Raw genomic sequence first — 22473 nt, 5'->3', positions numbered from 1 at the left:
TTACCTGCCGTAGCGCCCGGACGGCAGCCCGGCCCCTCTCACCTGGTCTGCCCTTGACCGGATCAAGTAGTGCTCTCGGGACGGGGTTTCTTCTGCCATGGGTAGCTCGGGCGCTGCCCCGGCGGGGTGATGGCGGACCGCGTCGGCTCCTCGGCCGCGCGCGATCGGGGTGTCTCCGGCCAGGTCTGCTGCGCCGACCCGCTGTCCGGAACCGGCGCCTCGGGCCACGGCGGCGGGGCCTCGGCGGGCTGGGCCTTCGTCCAGTGCCGCAGGGCGTCGGCCTCCACGCCGATCTGTGCGCTCAGCGTGTCCAGGTCGTCGTCGGCGAAGCGGCGGGCCCGGTCGCGGGCCGCCCAGCGCAGGGAGTCCGCGGACTGTGTGACGCGGTCGGTGCGGGCGCGCAGGTCGGGCAGCCGCTCGGCGAGCGTCGCGCGGTCGGGGTCGGACTCCAGGCGCTTGAGCTCGGCGTCCAGTTCGTGGCCGTGCGCACTGAGGCGCCGGAAGAGCGCCAGGGACTCCTTGAGCGACTCGTCCTCCTGGGCTCCCGCGTGCAGCGCGTCCTGGGTGGCGCGCATGGAGGTGCGCAACTTCAGGCGCAGCTGGGCGACCTCGCTCGCCGGGCCCGGAACGTACGTCTTGGCCCGCAGTGTGTGGTCCTCGACCGTGCGCCGGGCCTGGTCGATGGTGCGGTCCACGCCGCGCTTGGCGGCGCCGATCACCTTCACCGTGGCGTAGGCACCGAGCACGAGGAACAGCACGAAGAGAAGGGCGAACACCGCGACCACTGCTTCCACCGCTCCTCCTCCGACCGGGCGCGACACACGCCGCGCCGCTCTTCCACGGTAAACGCAGCGGGCAGGCCCGGAGTTCCAGAAGAACCCCGAACCTGCCCGTAGGGGACTACCCCGAGACGCTCGCAGCCCGGGCCTCCGACGCCGGCGCGAGACCGACGCCCAAGCCCGCGCCCAAGCTCAAGCGCACGCTCACGCCGGCACGATGTTCACCAGCTTCGGCGCCCGCACGATCACCTTCCGGATCCCCGCCCCGTCCAGCGCCGCGACGACCTTCTCGTCGGCCAGCGCGACCTTCTCCAGCTCCTCCTCGGAGATGGACGGCGAGACCTCCAGCCGCGCCTTGACCTTGCCCTTGATCTGCACGACGCAGGTCACGGACTCGTCCACGACGTAGGCCGGGTCCGCCACCGGGATGTCCTGGTGGACCACCGAGTCGGTGTGGCCCAGCTTGCGCCACAGCTCCTCGGCGATGTGCGGGGCCAGCGGCGCGATCAGCAGCACCAGGGGCTCGGCGACCGACCGCGGCACGGCACCGCCCGCCTTGGTCAGGTGGTTGTTCAGCTCGGTGACCTTGGCGATGGCGGTGTTGAACCGCATGCCCTCCAGGTCGCCGCGCACTCCGTCGATCGCCTTGTGCAGGGCACGCAGCGTGTCCTCGTCGGGCTCGGCGTCCACCACCGTCACGGCACCGGTCGCCTCGTCGACGATGTTGCGCCACAGCCGCTGCAGCAGCCGGAACTGGCCCACCACCGCGCGCGTGTCCCACGGCCGGGAGACGTCCAGCGGGCCCATGGCCATCTCGTACAGGCGCAGCGTGTCCGCCCCGTACTCGGCGCAGATCTCGTCCGGAGTGACCGCGTTCTTCAGGGACTTGCCCATCTTGCCCAGCAGCCGGGAGACCTTCTCACCCTGGTAGTAGTAGGCGCCGTCGCGCTCCTCCACCTCGGCGGCCGGCACCGCGATGCCCCTGCTGTCGCGGTAGACGTAGGCCTGGATCATGCCCTGGTTGAACAGCTTGTGGAACGGTTCGGCCGACGAGACATGGCCCAGGTCGAACAGCACCTTGGACCAGAAGCGCGCGTACAGCAGGTGCAGCACGGCGTGCTCGGCGCCGCCGACGTACAGGTCGACACCGCCGTGCGGCTGGCCCTCGCGCGGGCCCATCCAGTACTGCTCGATCTCGGGGTCGACCAGCTGCTCGCTGTTGTGCGGGTCCAGGTAGCGCAGCTCGTACCAGCAGGAACCGGCCCAGTTGGGCATGGTGTTGGTCTCGCGGCGGTAGCGCTGCGGACCGCGGCCGTCGCCCAGGTCCAGCGTGACGTCGACCCAGTCCTCGTTGCGCGACAGCGGCGTCTCGGGGGACGTGTTCGCGTCGTCCGGGTCGAAGGTGCGCGGCGAGTAGTCCTCGACCTCGGGCAGCTCCAGCGGCAGCATCGACTCGGGCAGCGCGTGGGCGATGCCGTCCTCGTCGTAGACGATCGGGAAGGGTTCGCCCCAGTAGCGCTGACGGCTGAACAGCCAGTCGCGCAGCCGGAAGTTGACCGTGCCCTCGCCGATGCCCTTGCGCGCCAGCCACTCGGTGATGCGCGCCTTGGCCTCGGCGACGCCCAGGCCGTCCAGGGAGATCTCGTCGTTCGAGGAGTTGATGATCTTCGCGTCGTACGACGAGAAGGCGTCCTCCCACGTCGAGGTGTCCGTGCCCCGCCCGTCGGTCGGCTCGACGATGCAGACGATCGGCAGCTCGAAGGCGCGCGCGAACTCGAAGTCGCGCTGGTCGCCCGCCGGTACGGCCATGATCGCGCCGGTGCCGTAGCCCATCAGGACGTAGTCGGCGATGAAGACCGGGACCTGCTCGCCGTTGACCGGGTTGGTGGCGTACGAGCCGATGAAGACACCGGTCTTGTCCTTGGCCTCGGCCTGCCGCTCGACGTCGGACTTGGAGGCGGCCTGCGCGCGGTAGGCGGCGACGGCCTCGGCCGGGGTCGCGTGACCGCCGGTCCACACCTCGTGCGTGCCCTCGGGCCAGGCGGCCGGGGTGAACTTCTCGACCAGGGGGTGCTCGGGTGCCAGCACCATGTAGGTGGCGCCGAACAGGGTGTCCGGGCGGGTGGTGAAGACGGTGATGTTCTCGCCGTCGATCGGGAAGTCGACGCGGGCGCCCTCGGAGCGGCCGATCCAGTTGCGCTGCTGCAGCTTGATGGCCTCGGGCCAGTCCAGCTCGTTCAGGTCGTCCAGCAGCCGGTCGGCGTACGCGGTGATCCGCATGTTCCACTGGCGCAGCTTGGCCTTGAAGACCGGGTAGTTGCCGCGCTCGGAGCGGCCGTCGGCGGTGACCTCCTCGTTGGCCAGCACGGTGCCCAGGCCCGGGCACCAGTTGACCGGCGCGTCGGAGGCGTAGGCCAGCCGGAACTCGCCCAGGACGTCGGCGCGCTCGGCGGCGCTCAGCTCGCTCCACGCGCGCGTGTGCCCGGGTACGACGCGCTCACCGGTCTCGAACTGGGCGATCAACTCGGCGATCGGGCGGGCCTTGCCGGCCTCGTCGTCGTACCAGGAGTTGAAGATCTGCAGGAAGATCCACTGGGTCCACTTGTAGTAGTCCGGGTCGATCGTGGCGAACGACCGGCGCTTGTCGTGGCCCAGGCCCAGCCGGCGCAGCTGCGCCTTCATGTTCTCGATGTTGGACTCGGTGGACACGCGCGGGTGCGTGCCGGTCTGCACGGCGTACTGCTCGGCGGGCAGGCCGAAGGCGTCGAAGCCCAGGGTGTGCAGGACGTTGTGCCCGGTCATGCGCTGGAAGCGGGCGAAGACGTCGGTGGCGATGTAGCCCAGCGGGTGGCCGACGTGCAGGCCCGCACCCGAGGGGTACGGGAACATGTCCATGATGAACTTCTTGGGGCGGGCGACGACCTCCGGGTCGCCGGCCAGGTCACCCTTGGGGTTGGGCGCCGCGTACGTGCCCTCGGCGTCCCAGAAGTCCTGCCAGCGTGCCTCGATCTCGGCCGCCATGGCGGCCGTGTAGCGGTGCGGCGCAGCCACCTCGGCAGCCGCGGCGGGGTTCGTCTCGCTCATGATCCTCAAAGCTCCATCGATCGTCTCTGCCAGCGGCTGTGTCGTTCGGAAAACGAAAAATCCCCTCGCACAGGAGGGGACGCCGCGCCGATGCCGACCACGTCTGACCGGTGGTCGGGACTGATCAGCGCGGCTCGCTAAGCAGAAGGCGTACGGCACGCATGCGGTTAGGGTACCGCAGCGCTTGAGCGGACTGCGACGCGCTTCCGTATGGGTCCTTGGCACCGGATCACACCCGACAAAAACTGAACCGAGGTCAAAAGTTACTTCGCGTAACGCCCACTACCCGGACATCACAACAGCCACGTAGTCCTTTGATAACAACGCAATAACTCAAACGTCGTACCCACCGGTATGGCGCCGCTTAGAGTGCGGCACCGGGACCGCTTTCCCGAACCGCTCGGAGTTGCCCCCATGAACCCTCGTCGTAGTAACAGTTCGCTACCCAAGGCAGGCCGGTCGGCCTACGGGGTGGCGACCGCCGTCGTTCTGCTGCTCATACCCGTTGTCGTGCTGCTCGGAGGCGGCTGGCTCCAGGACTTCCTCAACTTCGGCGCGGGCGTGCTGTCGCTCGTGTGCCTGACCTGCTCGGTGATCTGGGGCCTGGTCGCCCAGGACCGGCTGATCCTCAACACGCGTCAGCGCATCATCGCGCAGGGCATCCACCGGGTGACCGCCGTCGGCTCGATCGCCTTCCTGCTGGTGCACATCACCATCAAGCTGGCCCTGGACCACACCGTCCTGATCGCCGCGCTGATCCCCTTCAGCCTCGGCGTCTCCGGCAGCGGCGGCCTCATCGGCCTCGGCTCCCTGGCCGGCCTCCTCATGATCTTCGTGGGCGTCACCGGCGCCCTGCGCAACCAGTTCGCCTCCCCCGCGCCGGTCGCGGCCCGCTGGCGCGCCATGCACGCGCTCGCGTACCCGGCCTGGTGCTCGGCGCTGATCCACGGCCTGTTCGCGGGCCGCGCGGCGAAGCCGTTCTTCATGATCTCGTACGAGCTGTGCCTGGTGGCCGTCGCCGCGATGCTCGCCCTGCGCGCCGCCCCGCGCCCGTTCAAGCGGAAGGTCGCCGACCGGCTCGCCGTACTCCTGGGCAACGATCCGGGGTCGATCCGCGCCGAGGAGCTCGAGGCCAGCCGCGCGCGCGTGGGTGAGACCTCCTCCGCGCTGCCGGGCTACGAGCGTGCGCCCAGGCCGTCGCGCGCCGAGACGACGAGCACGCCCGCCGCGGCGTTCTACGACACCTCCTCGTCGCGCACCATGTCCCCGGAGTCCACCGGCGGCTTCGCGGCGGCCTACCGCGCCGTGACGCCCCAGCAGCCGCCGTACGGGGCCGACCAGACCGCGCGCATGGACCTGCCGCTGGACATGCAGGCCACGGAGGCCATCCCGCGCATGGACGGCGGCGGCAGCACCTCGGGCAGCTGGCCGGTGCCCTCGCCCCCGCCGGTCGGCGAGGCGCCCCCGTCGGCGTACGACCCGATGCAGGACACCGGATACAACATCCCGGCCTATGGCAATTCGGGCACCGCGGCCTACCGCAACAGTGATGTGTACGACACCGGTGAGACGAACAGCCCCTACGGCACGTACAACCCGAACGACACGTACAACAGCGGTCCCGCCAATGCACCACAGCCCGGTGAGTCCTTCGACGCGCCGGGTTCGGGCGAACCTTGGAACACGCCCTCCGGAGGCTATAGGTGAACGAGGCCCTGCCCGACGTACCCGAAGTCCGCGTGGTCGGTCTTCCGCAGCTCACGTCTGGCTTCGACCTTGTCGAACGACTCGATCTGTCCATGCACCTCAAGGTGCACGGACCGCTCGAACCCCTGGGCGGCGAGCAACTCGCGAAGCTCGCCGAGAACATCAACCTGAAGGGCCGCGGCGGCGCGGGCTTTCCCTTCCACAAGAAGCTGCGCTCGGTCGCCGAAGCGGCGATCAAGCGCGGCGTACGGCCGGTCGTCGTCGTCAACGGCAGTGAGGACGAACCGGCCTGCCGCAAGGACACGGTGCTGATCAACCGTGCCCCGCATCTCATCCTGGACGGCGCGCTGCTCGTCGCCGAAGCCCTGGGTGCCCGCACGCTCGTGGTGGGGGTCACCCGGGAGTCGACACAGCGCTCCATGGAGGCCGCGCTCGCCGAACGCGGCCTGAGCAACAGCCGGCGCTCGGTGCTGCGCGCGAGCGTGCAGCGCAACCCCATCCGCATGGTGACCGGAGCGGCGGCGTCGCTGATCCGGTCCATCGACGGCGGCCCGGCGATCCCGCCCGGCCGCAAGGTCAGCGCCTCGCAGAACGGCGTCGGCGGCGCACCCACCCTGCTGTCGAACGCCGAGACCTTCGCCCAGCTCGCGATCGCCGCCCGCATCGGCCCCGAGCGCTACGGCAACACCGGTCTGTACGACGAACCGGGCACCGTCATGCTGACGGTCTCCGGCGCCGTCGCCCGCCCCATGGTGATCGAGGTCCCCACGGGCGTGCCGCTGCGTTACGTCCTGCAGCTGGCCGGCGCCCCGCCGGTGCCGCAGGGCGTGCTGACCGGTGGCTACCACGGCAAGTGGATCGACGCGGCGACGGTCAACGAGGCGATCGTCTCCCGCAACTCCCTGGATGCGGTGGGCGGCGCGCTCGGCGCCGGCGCGATCCTGCCGATCACTCAGGAGACCTGCCCGCTGGGCGAGTCGCTGCGCGTGGCGCAGTGGCTGGCCGAGGAGAGCGCGGGCCAGTGCGGCCCCTGCTACCTCGGTCTGCCGGCCGCCGCGCGCGGCATGGAGGACATCCTCAACGGCGGCGGCCCGGCCGCCCTGGAGGCGCTCAAGCAGGTCGCCAAGAACGTGAAGCGGCGCGGCGCGTGCTCGCACCCGGACGGCTCCGCGATGTTCCTGGAGTCGACCATCAAGGCGTTCACCGACGACCTCGCGGCCCATGTCCTCGGAAACGGCTGCGGACGGCCCGTGGAGGGCGTTCTGCCGCTCTTCGAGGACGGCAAGCTGCCCACGGGCATCCCGGGCGGCGGAGAGGCGCCACAGGAGACCGGAGCCAGCCGCCAGAAGATCTACGTCGACTGGACGCTGTGCCGCGGCCACGGCCTGTGCGCGGACATCCTCCCGGAGGTCTTCGAACTGGGCGCCGACGGCTTCCCGACCGTCGCCCAGGCCCAGGTGCCGCGCTACGCGGAGGCCAAGGCGCTGCGCGCGGTGCGCCGCTGCCCGGCGCTGGCCCTGCGCATCGAGGAGGAGGCCCCGCGCGACCGCACGCCCTCCCGCAACCTGCCGGTCCTCTCCCAGGGCCGCGGACGACGCGCACTCGGCCGCTGACTCCCGCACCAAGAAGGGCCGCCCGATCCGGGCGGCCCTTCGGCGTTCCCAACTCCCCCCGTGGAAACGGAAAATCCCGCCGGATCGTCTCGACCCGGCGGGATCTGCTGTGGAGCTAAGGAGAATTGAACTCCTGACCTCCTGCATGCCATGCAGGCGCTCTACCAACTGAGCTATAGCCCCTTGCTGTGGTCCTCCGGGGTCTCCCCGGCGGCGACGCCAACATTACACGGTCCACCGGGTGGAACACCAAATCGTTTCCGTCGGCCCAGGACAGGGCCGACGGCGTCAAGCAGTGACGAAGGAATAGAAACGCTTGAGGGTGCAGTGTTCCTCCAGAAGGCGCCCGTAGATCGGCTCGCCCTCCAGTTCGCGGTACGTCTCGATCGGGTCGCCCTTTATGATCAGCGCCCGCGCGCACTCCTCGCACCAGTACTGGTAGTCGGGGTTGACCGGTTCCATGTCGCGGACGATCGGCGTACCGCTGCCGCACCAGTCGCACTTTCGCCTGTGTGCACCCATCGATCAGCTCCAGCTGTGGCCGCAGGCCGTGCACACGTAGGAGATCCCGCCGTTGTCGCCGAGGACCTGGGCGACATGGAGGGAACCGCAGGAAGGGCAGCTCAGGCGGGTGACCGTGTCCCGTGTCGACGCCGCTTCGAGGAGGTGGCCGTCCTCCTCGAGGATGCTCGCAGGCATCACTAGCTCCCTCCCGTCGGGCCGCGCCCCCTTCCGGCCGTTTGATTCTGCCACGGCCGGACCGATACGGTCAGCGACGCCTCAGTACCAGTCCGGACACGGCACCCGCCGCGGCCGTCCCGGCCAGCGCGAACATGCACGCCAAAAGCGCCTCCGCAGAGGTATACGCCTCCGGGGCCCCAAGTGACTCAAGCCGGTTCAAGAACAGTGTGCCGAACGCGGCGACTCCGGTCAGCTGTCCGAGCTGCGCGACCGTGGCGAGCAGTCCGCTGGCGTCCGCCGCGTCCTCGGGCCGGACCGTGGCCAGGGCCCGGGTCAGGGTCGGACTGAAACCGAGCGCGATGCCCACTCCGACGCCGGCGTAGGCGACGTACAGCGGCACTCCGCCCTCGTCACCGCCCTTCAGCGCCAGGCCCACGCCGATCACGGACAGGGCGGTCAGCACGAACCCGGCGGGGGTCAGCAGCCGTTGCCAGGACGCCGGCCAGTTCCGCCAGGTCAGACCGACCAGACCGAAGACGACCGCGGTCGGCGCGAAGCTGAGGCCCGCCCGCAGGGCGCTGTATCCGAGGCCGCCCTGGATGTGCAGGGTGAGCGCGAACAGGAAGCCGCCGTTGACGGCCATGACGGCGAGGATGCGGAAGACCGCGAGCCCCATGCCGGGGTGACGCAGCACGCGGGGCGCGATCAGCGGGGCGCCACCGCGCCGGGCGAGCCGGGACTCGTAGAAGCAGAAGAGGGCGAAGAGCACAGCCGCAGAGGCCAGGGACAGCCAGGACCACAGCGGCCAGTCCTGCTCCTGCCCGAGCACCAGCGGCACGGTGAACAGCGACACGGCCGCACCGAGCAGCAGCAGGCCGGGCAGGTCGAGGCCGCGCCCCCGCGCCCCCGCCTCGGCGTCACGTGCGGGCAGCACCCGGCTGCCGACGGCCAGCAGTACGAGTCCCACCGGCACGTTCACCAGGAACACGGGACGCCAGCCGGTGCCGAACAGGTCGGCGCTGACCAGGATTCCGCCGACCACCTGCCCGGCCGCGGCGCCGACGGCGATGACCGCGGCGTACGCGCCGAGCGCGCGGGCCCGGGCCTCGCCGGTGAAGTTCCGCTGGATCAGGCTGAGCACCTGCGGGATCATCACGGCCGAGCCCGCGCCCTGCACCAGCCGGAACACGATGAGTTCGGTGGATCCCTGCGCCAGGCCGCAGGCGAGCGAGGCCGCGGTGAACAGGGCGAGCCCGGCGAGGTGGACCCGGCCGTGGCCGAGCCGGTCGCCGAGGCGGGCACCGGTGATCAGCAGGACCGAGTACGTGATCGCGTAGCCGGCGATCACCAGCTGCAGGTCGGCGCCGGAGGCGTGCAGGTCGGTGCCGATGGTGGGGGCCGCGACGTTCACGATGAACACGTCGAGCAGGGCCATGAACTGGGCGGCGAGGACGAGCGCGAGCAGCGCCCGGGGCCGGTTGTCAGTGGCGGGTGCTTCACTTTGATCAGGCGTTGGAAGGGGCGCGGGCCCCGGTCCCGTCCGGGATGTCGTCGTCATGCCGTCGAGCCTGACGAGCCCCCGGTACGGGTGCCGAGAGCCCGCCGATGCTGGTACTGACAGCACCTGGCAGCGGACGAGTCCGGCATCGAGGATGGTTGTACGACGGGGGATGTGACGTGGGGTACGTGACGATGACACAGCGACGGCGGCCCGAGCTGGCCGCGTTCCTGCGCGGCAGGCGGGCCCGGGTGACACCGGCGGACGTCGGCATGCCGCCGGGCTTCCGGCGCCGCACACCGGGGCTGCGCCGCGAGGAGGTCGCCCAGCTCTCGGGCGTCGGGGTGACCTGGTACACATGGCTGGAGCAGGGCCGGCCGATCAACGCGTCGGCGCAGGTCCTGGACGCGGTGGCGCGCACCCTGCGGCTGGACGCGCCGGAGCGGGAGCATCTGTACCGCCTCGCGGAGGTGCCCTTCGAGCCGGTGCCCGAGCGGATGACGCAGACCGTCGCGCCGGAGGTGCAGGGCATCATCGACGGCCTGGATCCACTCCCGGCGGTGGTCTACAACTCGCGGTACGACATCCTGGCCACCAACCCGGCCTACCGCGACCTGTTCATGGTGCCGGCGACCCTCCGGATCGGTGTTCCGAACGTGCTGTGGACGCTGTTCACGGTCCCCGAGAAGGCCTGCCCGGTGGTGCACCGGGAGCGCGAACTGCCGGTGATGGTCGCGACTCTGCGGTCCTGGTACGGCCGACATGTGGGCGAGCCGGCCTGGGAGGACTACATACGCGCGCTCTCGGCGGCCAGCCCCTACTTCGCCGAGCTGTGGGCGAGCGGCGAGGTGATACCTCCGGGGCCGCGGGTGAAGACGTTCCACCACGAGGCGGTGGGCGAGCTGCGGATGACCTCGCAGTCACTGCAGATCGACGGGATGCCGGAGTGCCGCATCGTGGTCTACACGCCGGCGGACGAGGCGGCACACAGAAAATCCCGCCTCCTGAGGGAGACGGGATCTTCATCCACTTCATCAATACGTGGAGCTAAGGAGAATTGAACTCCTGACCTCCTGCATGCCATGCAGGCGCTCTACCAACTGAGCTATAGCCCCGAGTGTTCTTCCTGCCTTCCCGGCGGGGCGAACAAGAAGAACTTTAGCCTGCGACCTGCCGGAAAGTGAAATCCGCTCAGTCGTCGTCGCCGAGCACCGGTTCCGGGAGCGTGCCGGCGTTGTGCTCCAGGAGGCGCCAGCCGCGGGCGCCCTCGCCGAGGACGGACCAGCAGCAGTTGGAGAGGCCGCCGAGGCTCTCCCAGTGGCGGGCCTCCAGACCGAGGAGGCGGCCGATGGTGGTGCGGATCGTCCCGCCGTGGCTGACCACCACGAGCGTGCCGTCGTCGGGGAGCTTGTCGGCGTGCCGGAGCACGACGGGGGCGGCGCGCTCGGCCACCTCCGTCTCCAGTTCGCCGCCGCCGCGGCGGACCGGCTCACCGCGCTTCCACGCGGCGTACTCCTCGCCGTGGCGCTCGATGATCTCCTCGTGCGTCAGCCCCTGCCAGACGCCCGCGTAGGTCTCGCGCAGCCCCTCGTCGTGGGTGACCTCCAGGCCGGTGAGCGCGGCGAGCTCGGCCGCCGTGTTCGCGGCGCGCTGGAGGTCGGAGGCGACGATCGCGTGGGGCTTGAGCGAGACCAGCAGCCGGGCGGCGCGGCGGGCCTGGGCGACGCCGGTCTCGGTGAGCGGGACGTCCGTGGTGCCCTGGAAGCGGCGCTCCACGTTCCACGAGGTCTGGCCGTGCCGCCACAGGATGACGCGGCGGCCCCGCCCCGGCCTGCCCGTGGACACCTCACCGGTGGCGCTCACCACTCACCGCCCAGGTCGGCCGCCTCCTCGGCGGCCTGCAGCTTGGCGTGCTCCTCGGCCTTGCCGCGGGTGGCCTTGGCGTCGGCCGGGAGCTCCAGCTCGGGGCAGTCCTTCCACAGCCGCTCCAGGGCGTAGAAGACGCGCTCCTCGCTGTGCTGGACGTGGACGACGATGTCGACGTAGTCGAGCAGGACCCAGCGGGCCTCGCGGTCGCCCTCGCGGCGCACCGGCTTGGCGCCGAGCTCCTTCTGGAGCCGCTCCTCGATCTCGTCGACGATCGACTTGACCTGGCGGTCGTTGGGCGCGGAGGCCAGCAGGAAGGCGTCCGTGATCGACAGGACGTCGCTGACGTCGTAGGCGATGATGTCGTGCGCGAGCTTGTCGGCGGCCGCCTGGGCGGCGGTGTGGATGAGCTCGAGAGAGCGGTCAGTGGCGGTCACTACGTGGCTTTCGGTCGGCGGTCACTTGACATCAAGGGTCTCACGGACCGCCGGGGGCACCCCACGTGATTAAGGGATCACCTGGGGCGCCCGTGGCCGCGCCTAGGACGAGGAGGGCTTGTAGTCCTGGCCGAGGATCACCGAGACGTCCGCGTTCGAGGTGGTCTTGCCCTTGCTGACGGAGCTCGCGGACAGGCCCAGGGTCTTGGCGACCTCGGTGGCGTTCTCCTTGTCGGCCGCGTCCGTGTAGACGACCTTGGAGGTGGCCGAGGTGGTGGACGCGGTGCCGCCGCCCAGGAAGGTGAAGCCGCCGTTGAGCAGGACCACGCGGGCCTTCTCGGTGTTGTCCTTCGCACCGCTTGCGTTCTGGACGGAGACCCGGACCGCGGACCCCTGGTCGGGGCTCTTGGCGGTACCGCCGAGGACGTCCTTCACCACGCTGGCGCTGGCCTGCTCGCTCAGCGTGCCGTCGCTCTGCACGGGCAGCAGGGCGGTCTTGTAGTCGCCGCCCTTGGCCAGGTCGGCGAGCTTGGCGAGGAAGGTGCCGAGGTCCTTGTCGGTCAGCGACGGGTCCAGGATCTGGGCCAGCGTCTGCACGGTGGTGGTCGCCCCGGTCGGGTCCGAGGAGATCTTGCGCAGCACGCCCTGCATGACCTGGCCGAACCGCTCCAGCTGGGCGTTCTGGGCCTCGCCGGAGGCGCGGTAGGTGGCGTAGGCGACGGCCATCTTGCCGCTGAGGGTCTGGTCCTTGCCCTTGTGGACCAGGGCGGCGGCGCCCTTCTTGGTGGCGTCCGGGTCGGGGACGTCGGCGTTGGTGTCGACCTCGATGTTGCCGACGAGGTCGACCAGGTTCTGCAGGTAGGGGGTGTCCAGGCGCCAGGTGCCCTCGATGTCCGTGCCGAGGACGGTGTCGAGGGCGTCGCGGGTGCCGGAGGAGCCGTCGTCGTCGACGGACTTGGCGAGGGTCGTCGAGTTGCCGTCGTCGTCGGTCACGGAGAGGTCGTTGGGCAGCAGCACGGTGGTGCCCTGCTTGGTGGTGGTGTTGTCGACGAGCAGCGCCGTGGAGGTGCCGCCCTTCTTGGTGTTGTGCAGATGGACGACGATCACGTCGCGGTTCTGGGCGCCCGCGGCCGTCGCCGTGCCCTTCTTGGTCTCCGACTTCGACAGGCCGGGCAGCTTCCCGGCGTACCAGAGGTAGCCGACACCGCCGACGGCGACCAGGGCGAGGACCACGACGAGGGCGACGAGCCGGCTGCGGGCGCGGCGCTTGGCCTCCTCGCGGCGCTCGGTGCGGTTCTCGGTGAAGTTCAGCCAGTCGATGACGTCCTCGGACTCGGCGTCGGGGTCCTCGACGAAGGCGAACTGCTCGGTGCGGTAGTCCCGTTCGGGCCGGGCGGGGCTCTCCGTGCCGTCCGCCGGCTCGGCCGGGCCGGCCTGCTGCGGGATGTAGGCGGTCTGCTCGGCGACGCGGGGCTGCTGCCCACTGGCGGCGGCCCGCCCGTAGGGGTCGTACGAGGACGGGGCGCCGGCGGTGCCGCCCTGGGGCGTGGCGGTGCCGTACGGGTCGTAGGCGGGCACGGACGGCTGCTGCCCGGTGCCGTAGGGGTCGTACTGCGGGGCCGGCTGCTGGGGGCCGGTGGCGTACGGGTCGTAGCCGTAACCCTGCTGCTGGTGCTGCGCGTACGGGTCGTACTGCTGCTGGGGATTGTGTTGCTGCGGGACCTGCCGGTACACGGGCCGGCCGTACTCGTCGTAGCCGACGAGCTCGTACTGGTCCTCGCGGTCTTCGCCGTAGCCCGCGTCGTATCGGTCGTTCACCGGTGCCCCTCTCGGCTCACTCGCCGCGGTACAGCTCGCGCTTGTCGATGTAGCGCACGACTCCGTCCGGCACCATGTACCAGATGGGTTCGCCCTTGGCGACTCTCGCACGGCAGTCTGTGGAGGAGATGGCCAGCGCGGGAACCTCCACCAGAGAGACACCGCCCTCGGGCAGGCCGTGGTCGGTCAGCGGGTGGCCGGGCCGGGTGCAGCCGATGAAGTGCGCGAGGGAGAAGAGCTCCTCCGAGTCGCGCCAGGTGAGGATCTGGCCCAGGGCGTCGGCGCCGGTGATGAAGAAGAGGTCCGTGTCCGGGTTGAGCTGGCGCAGGTCGCGCAGGGTGTCGACGGTGTAGGTGGGGCCGCCGCGGTCGATGTCGATGCGGCTGACGGAGAACTGCGGGTTCTCGGCGGTCGCGATGACCGTCATCAGGTAGCGGTCCTCGGCCGGGGAGACGTCGCGGTGGGTCTTCTGCCACGGCTGCCCGGTCGGGACGAACACCACCTCGTCCAGGTGGAACTGCGCGGCGACCTCACTGGCCGCCACGAGGTGCCCGTGGTGGATCGGGTCGAACGTTCCGCCCATGACGCCCAGGCGGCGCTTGCCCGGGTTCGACGGGCCGTTGCCGGGGCCGCTCACCGGGCGGCGCTCCGTGCCGGTCTTCGCGTCTTTCGCCGGACCGGTAGGCATGTCCTGCTCTCCCATGCGTGCAGACCCTACCGGCCCGGCCTGAGAGCGCCGGTCGCCGGACTCAGCGGTCGCGGTTGAAGCGGGTGGTGATCCACAGCAGGAGCAGCAGGATGACCAGGGCCCCGCCGCCGGTGACGGCCGGCTGCAGGCTTTCGTGGTTGCCGCCGTGCTCGCCCTCGGCAGCGAGGGTGACCAACTGGGCAGCGGTGCTGTGGAGGCTCATCGGCAGCAGACCTATCGGGTGTGGGCGGGACAACGACGTCGGCCCAATCGTAAGCGGGCGGCCGGGCGGCGATCACGCCGACTCCTCCGTTGGGGAACCCTGGGCGCGGCTCAGTCGTCTTTCCGCTTGTAGCCCCGCAGCAGCAACCACGCAGTCAGCACACAGCCCACCATCATCACGATCAGCACGACCCGGAGCAGATACCCCGACCCCTGATGCTGTGCGGCGCTCGTGGCCTCGGCGAGCCAGGCGGCCGCGGGGGTGTGCTCCATGACTGTGGGACTCCTTCGGTGTAGTGCCCGTCCACGGTAACTCCGCCTAGGCTGGGCCTTGCTTCGGGGGCGCAAAGGGCCGCACAAGGGTCCGCAAAGGGCCACTCACACGTACATGGGGGGAAGACATGTCCGACGACGGCCACGAGCACAACGGACACGAGAACGTACCGAGCAGGCAGCGCAGGCGTTTCCCCGGGATCTCCTCGCGTGCGTACGAGCACCCGGCCGACCGCAGCGCGCTGGTGGCGCTGCGCAAGCTGAGCGGCTTCGACACGGTCTTCAAGGCGCTCAGCGGTCTGCTGCCCGAGCGCAGTCTCAGGCTGCTGTTCCTCTCCGACTCGGTACGCGTGTCGGACCAGCAGTTCGCGCATCTCAACGACATGCTGCGGGACGCCTGTTACATCCTGGACCTGGAGAAGGTCCCGCCGATGTACGTCACCCAGGACCCGCAGCCGAACGCGATGTGCATCGGTCTGGACGAGCCGATCATCGTCGTCACCACCGGGCTCGTCGAGCTGCTCGACGAGGAGGAGATGCGGGCGGTCGTCGGCCACGAGGTGGGCCACGCCCTGTCCGGACACGCGGTGTACCGCACGATCCTGCTGTTCCTGACCAACCTGGCGATCCGGGTCGCCTGGATCCCGCTGGGCACGCTCGCGATCATGGCGATCGTGACGGCGCTGCGCGAGTGGTTCCGCAAGTCGGAGCTGTCCGCGGACCGCGCGGGTCTGCTGGTCGGGCAGGACCTGAAGGCCTCGATGCGCGGCCTGATGAAGATCGCGGGCGGCAACCACCTGCACGAGATGAACGTGGACGCGTTCCTCAAGCAGGCCGAGGAGTACGAGGCTGGCGGCGACCTGCGCGACTCGGTGCTGAAGATCCTGAACCTGCTGCCGCGCTCGCACCCGTTCACCACCATCCGGGCGGCCGAGCTGAAGAAGTGGTCCGAGAGCCGCGACTACCAGCGGATCATGGACGGCCACTACCCGCGCCGCGACGAGGACAAGGACACCTCGGTCTCCGACTCCTTCAAGGAGTCCGCGGCGAGCTACGCCAGCAACGTGAAGAGCTCCAAGGACCCCCTGATGAAGCTGGTCAGCGACATCGCGGGCGGGGCGGGCGGAATCGGCGGCCGGGTCCGCCGAGGCTTCGACGGCTTCACGAGCTCGGCGCCGTCAGAGGACCGCCCGACAGGAAACGACGAGCCGCCGAGGAACGAGGACTGACTGCAACGCCCTAAGGGGCGCGGGGAACTGCGCGACCAGCCCCCACCGGCCCGCAGCCGAGACTCAACCCCTGCGCCCCGTCACACCTTCGGCTCCGCGCTGGTCGCCAACGAGCCGCACAGCGCCGTGGCTCCACCCGTCGCATACGGGTCGGTGCCCGCCGGGCCACCCGTCCTGGCCGTCTGTCCGGCCAGCAGCGGGTGGAAGTGGTTGGTGGCGTCCTCCGCGCAGGACAGCGGCCCCACCTGGACGTAGGAGACGACCAACTGCGCCTGGTGCAGCCGCAGATCGTCGCGGTCGAACCGGAACTGCAGCTCACGCCGGACGGTGAACAGGGACGACTGGGCCTTCGTGCCGGAGCCCGTCGGCTTGAGGGCGTAGACGAAGGTGTGATCGGCCGTCACTTCGAGCGTCGCCGAGTCGGTCTCCGCGGCCTGCAACGAGCCCTCCACACGGATCTTGGGGTCGGCGAGCTCGGCGCGGGTCTGGTCGAAGCGAACCAGCCAACCCGTCGGCTGGTGCCGCCCGTCGGCGACCGGATGCTCGAAACTCTGGTCGAACTGGTCGAGTTGGTCGCCGTCGAGCATGACGCGCACCGGCCGGACCTCCTGACCGCTGATCACCTCGGGGTAGAGCGAGGAGCGGACGATGTAGTCCTTCGCGGTGGTGAGCGCGGACACCACCTGGCTGTCGGAGAAGTGCGCGGTGCGCCGCGCGGCCGGCAGCGGTATGCCCTCGGCGCCGACCCGGAACTGCGCGGCGGGACTGTGCGCGTACAGGTACTCGGGATCGGCCGCCCCGGGCACCTTGCCCTGCGGGGCGAGCGGGATGACGGTCATCCGCAGGGGCTCCACGGGCTGCCGGGCGGCGGGGGTGGTGTACGGGTGCCGTACACCCATGTAGATCGCCGTCCCGAAGGCGACGGCGATCAGCAGGACCAGGATCAGGGCCTGCCGGGACAGGCCGCGGCGCAGGGGCGGGCGGCGGCGTACGGCGGGCGCGTGGTCGGCCATGCGCTCCTGCGCGGAGAACTCCTGGAGGCGGGCAGCACGGACGAACGATTCGTCGAAGACGACGGACCGGTACTCGTCCTCGCCACCTCCGGGGCCGCCCTCGGGTGTCCCCTCAGGTGGGTCTCCAGGCCCTCCCATACATTCAGGGTAGGTCTCCGGAGGCTCAGGTAAACGCCCTGGTACACGACAAGTTCTGACAGGTTCTCACCAGGATCGAAAGAGAGAGCGACCAGACCGCTCGGGGAGCCGATCAGCCGCTCAGGGGTTGCGCGGGATCACCGAGATCGCCGGCTGGGAGGTGTCGGCGGAGGCGGAGGGCGTCGCGGGGGTGCCCTGTTCGAGACCGGTGGAGGCGGGCGGTGGCACCTGGTCCCGGCTGCCCGAGGAGGCGCCCCGGTAGACCGCCGTGAAGGCCAGCGCGACCATGCCGATCCCCATCACGAGGGCCAGCATCCAGGCGACCGGGCGGTGCCAGTGGACCTTCTTGCCGTACGTCCCCGGAGCGCCGTAGCGGCCCTCCAGGACGTCGGTGTCGTCCAGGTCGTCGAGTTCGGGATCATGGCCGAAACCGGTGCGGCCCTCGGGGCCGTACCCGTCCTCGTGGCGCTCGCCGCGGCCGTGGGCCCGGCGTGCCTCCGCCTCGGAGGCCTCGGCTCTCGCCTGGGCGGCGGCAAGGAGGCGTTCGACAGCGGTCGGCTCGTGCACCACCGCCGCCCGTACGAAGGCCTCGTCGAAGACCACGGAGGCGAACTCTTCGTCCGACACCCCGCGGTCGTGGTCGTCGTCGGGCTCCCAGCCGTCAGGGAACGGCGTGCCCCCCACGTCCTCCGGCACGGATCCAGAGTAGACCTGGGGGGTCAATTTGGGCAGACGGTATGGAAATTCATCCGCCTTGTGAGACACCTCTCGTGCGCCGCGGACGCGTACCGGGCGCGTGTGCCCGGCGCATATTCACCCCGTGACCGGCGCACATGCGCCCGCGCCGGTCAGCGCCGGATGTGCCCGTCGCCGGTGACGATGTACTTGGTGCTCGTCAGCTCCGGCAGCCCCATGGGGCCCCGGGCGTGCAGCTTCTGCGTCGAGATGCCGATCTCCGCGCCGAAGCCGAACTGGCCGCCGTCGGTGAAGCGGGTGGAGGCGTTGACCGCGACCGTCGTGGAGTCGACCAGCTGGGTGAAGCGGCGGGCGGCCTGCTGCGAGGTCGTCACGATCGCCTCGGTGTGACCGGACGACCACAGCCGGATGTGTTCGACGGCCTTGTCGAGGGAGTCGACGACGGCCGCGGCGATGTCGTAGGAGAGGTACTCGGTGTCCCAGTCCTCCGGGGTCGCCTCCACCACGGTCGCCTTGGAGTCCTTGGCATATGCCAGCACGCGCGGGTCGGCGTGCACGGTCACCCCGGCCTCCGCGAGGGCGTCCAGGGCGCGCGGCACGAACTCGGCGGCGATGTCCTGGTGGACCAGGAGCGTCTCGGCGGCGTTGCAGACGCTGGGGCGCTGCGCCTTGGAGTTGATCAGGATGTCGATCGCCATGTCGAGGTCGGCCTGGGCGTCGACGTAGACGTGGCAGTTTCCGGTGCCGGTCTCGATGACGGGGACGATGGACTCCGTGACGACCGTCTGGATCAGGGAGGCGCCGCCGCGCGGGATCAGGACGTCGACCAGACCGCGGGCGCGCATCAGCTCGCGCACGCTGTCGCGGCTCTCGCCGGGCACCAGCTGGATGGCGTCGGCGGGCAGGCCCGCGCCGCCCACGGCGTCCCTGAGGACCCGTACGAGCGCCGTGTTCGACTCGTAGGCGGAGGCCGAGCCGCGCAGCAGGACCGCGTTGCCGGACTTCAGGCAGAGGGCGGCGGCGTCGACCGTGACGTTCGGGCGGGCCTCGTAGATGATGCCGACCACGCCGAGCGGGACGCGGACCTGGCGCAGGTCGATGCCGTTCGGGAGGGTCGAGCCGCGCACGACCTCGCCGATCGGGTCGGGCAGCGCGACGACGTCCCGGACGTCCGAGGCGATGGCCCGCACCCGCTCCGGGGTGAGGGTCAGCCGGTCGATGATCGCCTCGCTGGTGCCGGCCTCGCGGGCCTTGGCGATGTCCTTGGCGTTGGCCTCGACGATCTCGCTCGTACGGACCTCCAGGGCGTCCGCGATGGCGGCCAGAGCGTCGTCCTTGACCGCGCGGGGCAGCGGGGCGAGGTCGGCGGCGGCGGCCTTGGCGCGGTAGGCGGCCCGGTTGACCGGGGACATGGAGTCGTACGGCGAAAGCGTGGTCATGAGGGAAGGGTAGTGCGCCACGGGGACGGGTCCATCGGACATTCCAAACCCCGAGACGCCTGTCCAAGGTGCCCACGCGGGCTCAAAAGGGGTGCACGCCCACCGGGCTCGCCGGGGGCGGGCCGTAGCCCTCCGCGAGGCGCTGGTGGTAGGTCTCGCGGTCGATGACCTCCAGGCCGACGATCTCCCAGGGCGGCAGCTTGGCGGTCTGGCGGTGTTCACCCCACAGCCGGAGGGCGACCGCGGCGGCGTCGTGCAGGTCCCGGGCCTCCTCCCAGTAGCGGATCTCCGCGTGGTCGTTGGCGTATCTGCTGGTCAGCAGAAAGGGGTGGTCGTGGGCGAGCTGCTCAAGGCCGCGCCGCACCTCCTTCAGCGGGGCCTCCTTGCCGGAGACGCTGAGGGTGACATGCCACAGGCGGGGCAGGTCGGCCGGTTCCTCGTAGCGGTCGCCGGCCGCGACGCTGGTCAGGGCGCGCTCCTCGCCGGCCGGGCGGGAGGCGACGCCGTCGCGGGACGCCGCCGCCCCAGGGCGCACTCGTCTCACGACGGCCTCCTTCACCACGGTTCGAGCGATGCTCGGCGGAATGGGTCCCTGAGACAAAGTTGAGCAGGCCGCAAGGGTCCGTGGGGCGGTTTTGCGGAACGTCCACCTCAGGGCGGGCCGTTTTGCGGGGCGTTCACCCTGTTTTCGGTCCCTGACGAGCGTCAGGGATGCAGGATCACCAGGTCGTCCCGGTGGACGACCTCACGCTCGTACGCCGGTCCCAGCTCCCGCGCCAGCTCCCGCGTCGAACGTCCGAGCAGCTGGGGGATCTCCTTGGCGTCGAAGTTGACGAGCCCGCGCGCCACCGCCCGCCCCTCGCCGTCCCGCAGCTCCACCGGGTCCCCGGCGACGAAGTCGCCCTCGACGGCGGCGATCCCGGCCGGCAGCAGCGACTTGCGCCGCTCCACCACCGCCCGTACCGCACCGTCGTCCAGCGTCAGCGAGCCCTGCGGGGTGGAGGCGTGCTGGAGCCACAGCAGACGGTCCGCGGAGCGCTTGCCGGCGGGGTGGAAGTGGGTGCCGGTGTCGCCGCCGTGCAGGGCCTCGGCCGCGTGGATCGCGCTGGTGAGGACGACCGGGATGCCGGCCGCGGCCGCGATCCGGGCGGCCTCGACCTTCGTGACCATGCCGCCCGTGCCGACGCCCGCCTTGCCCGCGCTGCCGATCTCGACGTGCGCGAGATCCTCCGGCCCCCGCACCTCCGCTATCCGCGAGGTGCCTGGCCTGCTCGGATCGCCGTCGTACACACCGTCGACGTCGGACAGCAGGACCAGCAGGTCGGCGTGGACGAGGTGGGCCACCAGGGCCGCGAGCCGGTCGTTGTCGCCGAAGCGGATCTCGTCGGTGGCGACGGTGTCGTTCTCGTTGACGATCGGGAAGGCGCCCATCGCGAGCAGCTTGTCGAGGGTGCGGGAGGCGTTGCGGTGGTGGGCGCGGCGGCTCATGTCGTCGCTGGTCAGCAGCACCTGGCCGACGCGGACGCCGTAGCGGGCGAAGGAGGCGGTGTAGCGGGCGACGAGCAGGCCCTGGCCGACGCTGGCGGCGGCCTGCTGACGGGCCAGGTCACGGGGGCGGCGGCGCAGGCCGAGCGGGGCGAGACCGGCGGCGATGGCGCCGGAGGAGACAAGGACGATCTCCTTCTCTCCTCCGCTGCGGCTCTTGGCGAGGACGTCGACGAGCGCGTCGACCCGGTCGGCGTCGAGGCCGCCCGCGGCGGTGGTCAGCGAAGAGGAGCCCACCTTGACGACGATCCTGCGGGCTTCGGCCACGGCCTGCCTAGCGCTTGCCACCTGCGTTGTCCCCACTTCCTTGCGTGTGGCAGCAATCTACGCGAACAGCTGTGGGCACGGCGTATCTGTCCAACAGTTGGCAGCCCCCCTCTTGGGAGAAGGCAGCCTCACTAAGGAGCCTGGTCGAGTGCGACGGGACTGACGGCCAACGAGGCCCCCGCGGCAGTGAGTCGAGGCTTTGAACCACTCTCAACGGCACGGGAGCCTCGTATGTCGCGAGCCCCCGAAAGGGCTCAGTGCGCCTCAGGTGCCCTGGTCACAGTCGTGTGGGTGGGTCCACAGCGTCTGGAACTGATCGATGTATCGGTTGGTGACCCATCCGTCGATGACACGCAGCATCACGTCGTTGGCCCGATGCGCCGAGTTCTCGGTGAGGTTGTAGGAGCCCACGAAAACGGCCTTGCGCCACTGACTGGCGTACTTCGCGTCGATCAGGAGCAACTTGTTGTGGCTCCAACCATCGCAGCCGATCTGGATGTCGTCGACACCGTATTTCTCGATGATGTCCTTGCCGGACTGCTCCTGGACGATGATCTTGACGTCACAGCCGAGGTTCTGGAGTCGGTTCAGCTGAGTGATGATCTCCCGCGCGTAGCCCTCGTCCTCGACGAGGCTCGCCTCCAGCCAGATCCGGTCGTTGCCATCTTCACATGCGCTGACGTTGCCCAGAACATCAGCTACACGGTTGCTGTCGGGTTGCGGAAAGAAGTAGGCCTTTGAAAGGTCATTACTGCCGTCGATCGTCCTGCTGGCGTCAGTGCTCCAGGTAACACTGTCGTACGTCCAGCTACCTGCGTACAGACGACGCCAGTAGTTCACATAGGCGGAGAACAACTCGGCGTCATCGCGGCTGATCAGCAGGTTCTGCGCATGCTGCGCCTGCCATGCGCCCAGGTTGCTGGAGCTCTGAAGCACCAGCTTCGTGTCACCCTTTTTGATCACGAAGAACTTGTTGTGCATGGAGCCGTGATCGGTATCCATGCAGGAATTCCCGCAGTACTTCCAGTCGATGTTCGCGGCACTGAGAATGTCCGCGATATCCTGACTCGAAGGACCGATCACGACCCGCACACTCACGCCAGCTTTCGCGGCCGCCGCCAGCGAATTGGCGATTGCAGTACCGCCTCCGTCGACATCCCAGTTGTACAGTGCGACGCGAATATAGTCACCGGTCTCACCGTCGGTCGCGGCGGCTGCCGTGGCATCAATCTTTGCCTTGATCTTGGCTGCAATCAGACGATCCTCGATTCCACCCCCATAGGTGAAGCAGACCTCATAGTTGCCGGATTCCTCACAGGTTCCGTCTATGGCGGCTGCGGGAGGCGCGGAAACCACTGCCGCCATCAATGATATAACGAGAAGCAAAGCGAGTTGGAATGAGCGCCACAAGTGGGCGAACTTTTCTTTCATCACCGGCACATCATATGACACATAAAAGCCGAGGAAAGCAGAATTCGAA

21 protein-coding genes and 2 tRNA genes are annotated in these 22473 nt (G+C 69.9%); 4 read left to right on the top strand and 19 right to left on the bottom strand.

The genetic code is table 11. The annotated features are described in order from the left end of the window. Positions 1–62: 62 nt before the first annotated feature. Entirely contained in the window at positions 63–794 is a 732-nt protein-coding gene (locus ABZ848_RS19635) for a hypothetical protein (RefSeq protein ID WP_360833319.1), read from the bottom strand. A 189-nt stretch (positions 795–983) separates the two neighbouring features. After that, on the bottom strand, positions 984–3863 hold the full coding sequence (leuS, locus tag ABZ848_RS19630) for a leucine--tRNA ligase (protein ID WP_360833317.1): 2880 nt from the start codon (positions 3861–3863) through the stop codon (positions 984–986). Positions 3864–4277: 414 nt separating this feature from the next. Between leuS and ABZ848_RS19625 the strand changes: the two genes are divergently transcribed. Together ABZ848_RS19625 and ABZ848_RS19620 are read left to right on the top strand one after the other, a co-directional pair. Then, positions 4278–5570: a cytochrome b/b6 domain-containing protein gene (locus ABZ848_RS19625; protein WP_360833315.1), complete on the top strand. Its 1293-nt coding sequence runs from the start codon at positions 4278–4280 to the stop codon at positions 5568–5570. Beyond that, complete coding sequence (locus ABZ848_RS19620; RefSeq protein ID WP_360833313.1) at positions 5567–7183, top strand: NADH-ubiquinone oxidoreductase-F iron-sulfur binding region domain-containing protein; 1617 nt, start codon at positions 5567–5569, stop codon at positions 7181–7183. Before ABZ848_RS19625 ends, ABZ848_RS19620 begins: the two co-directional genes overlap by 4 nt. A gap of 110 nt (positions 7184–7293) precedes the next feature. Here ABZ848_RS19620 and ABZ848_RS19615 read toward each other — a convergent pair. The 4 genes from ABZ848_RS19615 to ABZ848_RS19600 form a co-directional block, all read right to left on the bottom strand. Beyond that, positions 7294–7366 (bottom strand) — tRNA-Ala (locus ABZ848_RS19615). 105 nt (positions 7367–7471) lie between these two features. Continuing rightward, positions 7472–7705, bottom strand: coding sequence for a hypothetical protein (locus ABZ848_RS19610; protein ID WP_003976229.1), 234 nt, complete (start codon positions 7703–7705; stop codon positions 7472–7474). A gap of 3 nt (positions 7706–7708) precedes the next feature. Continuing rightward, a complete protein-coding gene (locus ABZ848_RS19605) occupies positions 7709–7882 on the bottom strand; it encodes a hypothetical protein (protein ID WP_242759341.1) in 174 nt (57 codons plus the stop codon). Positions 7883–7952: 70 nt separating this feature from the next. Continuing rightward, a complete protein-coding gene (locus ABZ848_RS19600; protein ID WP_360833310.1) occupies positions 7953–9422 on the bottom strand; it encodes an MFS transporter in 1470 nt (489 codons plus the stop codon). Positions 9423–9556: 134 nt separating this feature from the next. On the opposite strand from ABZ848_RS19600, the gene ABZ848_RS19595 reads away from it, so the two are divergent. Next, complete coding sequence (locus ABZ848_RS19595) at positions 9557–10423, top strand: helix-turn-helix transcriptional regulator (protein WP_360833308.1); 867 nt, start codon at positions 9557–9559, stop codon at positions 10421–10423. Here the strand turns inward: ABZ848_RS19595 and ABZ848_RS19590 are convergent. The 7 genes from ABZ848_RS19590 to ABZ848_RS19560 form a co-directional block, all read right to left on the bottom strand. Beyond that, positions 10405–10477: transfer RNA gene (locus ABZ848_RS19590), tRNA-Ala, on the bottom strand. The two genes, ABZ848_RS19595 and ABZ848_RS19590, sit on opposite strands and share 19 nt — an antisense overlap. A 76-nt stretch (positions 10478–10553) precedes the next feature. After that, positions 10554–11225, bottom strand: coding sequence for a histidine phosphatase family protein (locus tag ABZ848_RS19585; protein WP_360833306.1), 672 nt, complete (start codon positions 11223–11225; stop codon positions 10554–10556). Further along, positions 11222–11665, bottom strand: a complete 444-nt coding sequence (gene rsfS, locus ABZ848_RS19580; protein WP_360833304.1) for a ribosome silencing factor — start codon at positions 11663–11665, stop codon at positions 11222–11224. The genes ABZ848_RS19585 and rsfS overlap by 4 nt, the downstream gene beginning before the upstream one ends. A gap of 102 nt (positions 11666–11767) precedes the next feature. After that, positions 11768–13483 carry a LytR C-terminal domain-containing protein gene (locus ABZ848_RS19575; RefSeq protein WP_360833302.1) on the bottom strand — a complete coding sequence of 572 codons (1716 nt, stop codon included), beginning with the start codon at positions 13481–13483 and terminating at the stop codon, positions 11768–11770. Between the two features lie 16 nt (positions 13484–13499). Continuing rightward, positions 13500–14186, bottom strand: a complete 687-nt coding sequence (nadD, locus tag ABZ848_RS19570; protein WP_360833300.1) for a nicotinate-nucleotide adenylyltransferase — start codon at positions 14184–14186, stop codon at positions 13500–13502. Positions 14187–14232: 46 nt separating this feature from the next. Then, positions 14233–14394, bottom strand: a complete 162-nt coding sequence (locus tag ABZ848_RS19565) for a hypothetical protein (protein ID WP_360833298.1) — start codon at positions 14392–14394, stop codon at positions 14233–14235. Positions 14395–14504: 110 nt separating this feature from the next. Then, complete coding sequence (locus ABZ848_RS19560) at positions 14505–14666, bottom strand: hypothetical protein (RefSeq protein ID WP_360833296.1); 162 nt, start codon at positions 14664–14666, stop codon at positions 14505–14507. Between the two features lie 128 nt (positions 14667–14794). Between ABZ848_RS19560 and ABZ848_RS19555 the strand changes: the two genes are divergently transcribed. Continuing rightward, complete coding sequence (locus ABZ848_RS19555; protein ID WP_360833294.1) at positions 14795–15895, top strand: M48 family metallopeptidase; 1101 nt, start codon at positions 14795–14797, stop codon at positions 15893–15895. An 80-nt stretch (positions 15896–15975) separates the two neighbouring features. Here ABZ848_RS19555 and ABZ848_RS19550 read toward each other — a convergent pair whose 3' ends face one another. The 6 genes from ABZ848_RS19550 to ABZ848_RS19525 all read right to left on the bottom strand — a co-directional run bounded on the left by ABZ848_RS19550 (position 15976) and on the right by ABZ848_RS19525 (position 22424). Then, on the bottom strand, positions 15976–17046 hold the full coding sequence (locus ABZ848_RS19550) for a hypothetical protein (RefSeq protein ID WP_360833292.1): 1071 nt from the start codon (positions 17044–17046) through the stop codon (positions 15976–15978). 120 nt (positions 17047–17166) lie between these two features. Continuing rightward, entirely contained in the window at positions 17167–17742 is a 576-nt protein-coding gene (locus ABZ848_RS19545; protein WP_360833290.1) for a hypothetical protein, read from the bottom strand. Positions 17743–17894: 152 nt separating this feature from the next. Next, a complete protein-coding gene (locus tag ABZ848_RS19540; RefSeq protein WP_360833288.1) occupies positions 17895–19181 on the bottom strand; it encodes a glutamate-5-semialdehyde dehydrogenase in 1287 nt (428 codons plus the stop codon). A gap of 82 nt (positions 19182–19263) precedes the next feature. Then, positions 19264–19716, bottom strand: coding sequence for a hypothetical protein (locus tag ABZ848_RS19535; RefSeq protein ID WP_242761327.1), 453 nt, complete (start codon positions 19714–19716; stop codon positions 19264–19266). 170 nt (positions 19717–19886) lie between these two features. Beyond that, complete coding sequence (proB, locus tag ABZ848_RS19530) at positions 19887–20993, bottom strand: glutamate 5-kinase (protein WP_360833538.1); 1107 nt, start codon at positions 20991–20993, stop codon at positions 19887–19889. A gap of 264 nt (positions 20994–21257) precedes the next feature. Beyond that, complete coding sequence (locus tag ABZ848_RS19525; protein ID WP_360833536.1) at positions 21258–22424, bottom strand: phospholipase D-like domain-containing protein; 1167 nt, start codon at positions 22422–22424, stop codon at positions 21258–21260. Between the last annotated feature and the right edge of the window lie 49 nt (positions 22425–22473).

Source organism: Streptomyces sp. NPDC047081 (genome assembly GCF_040643775.1).
GTDB lineage: Bacteria > Actinomycetota > Actinomycetes > Streptomycetales > Streptomycetaceae > Streptomyces.
This window is presented reverse-complemented; position numbering and strand designations above follow the sequence as displayed.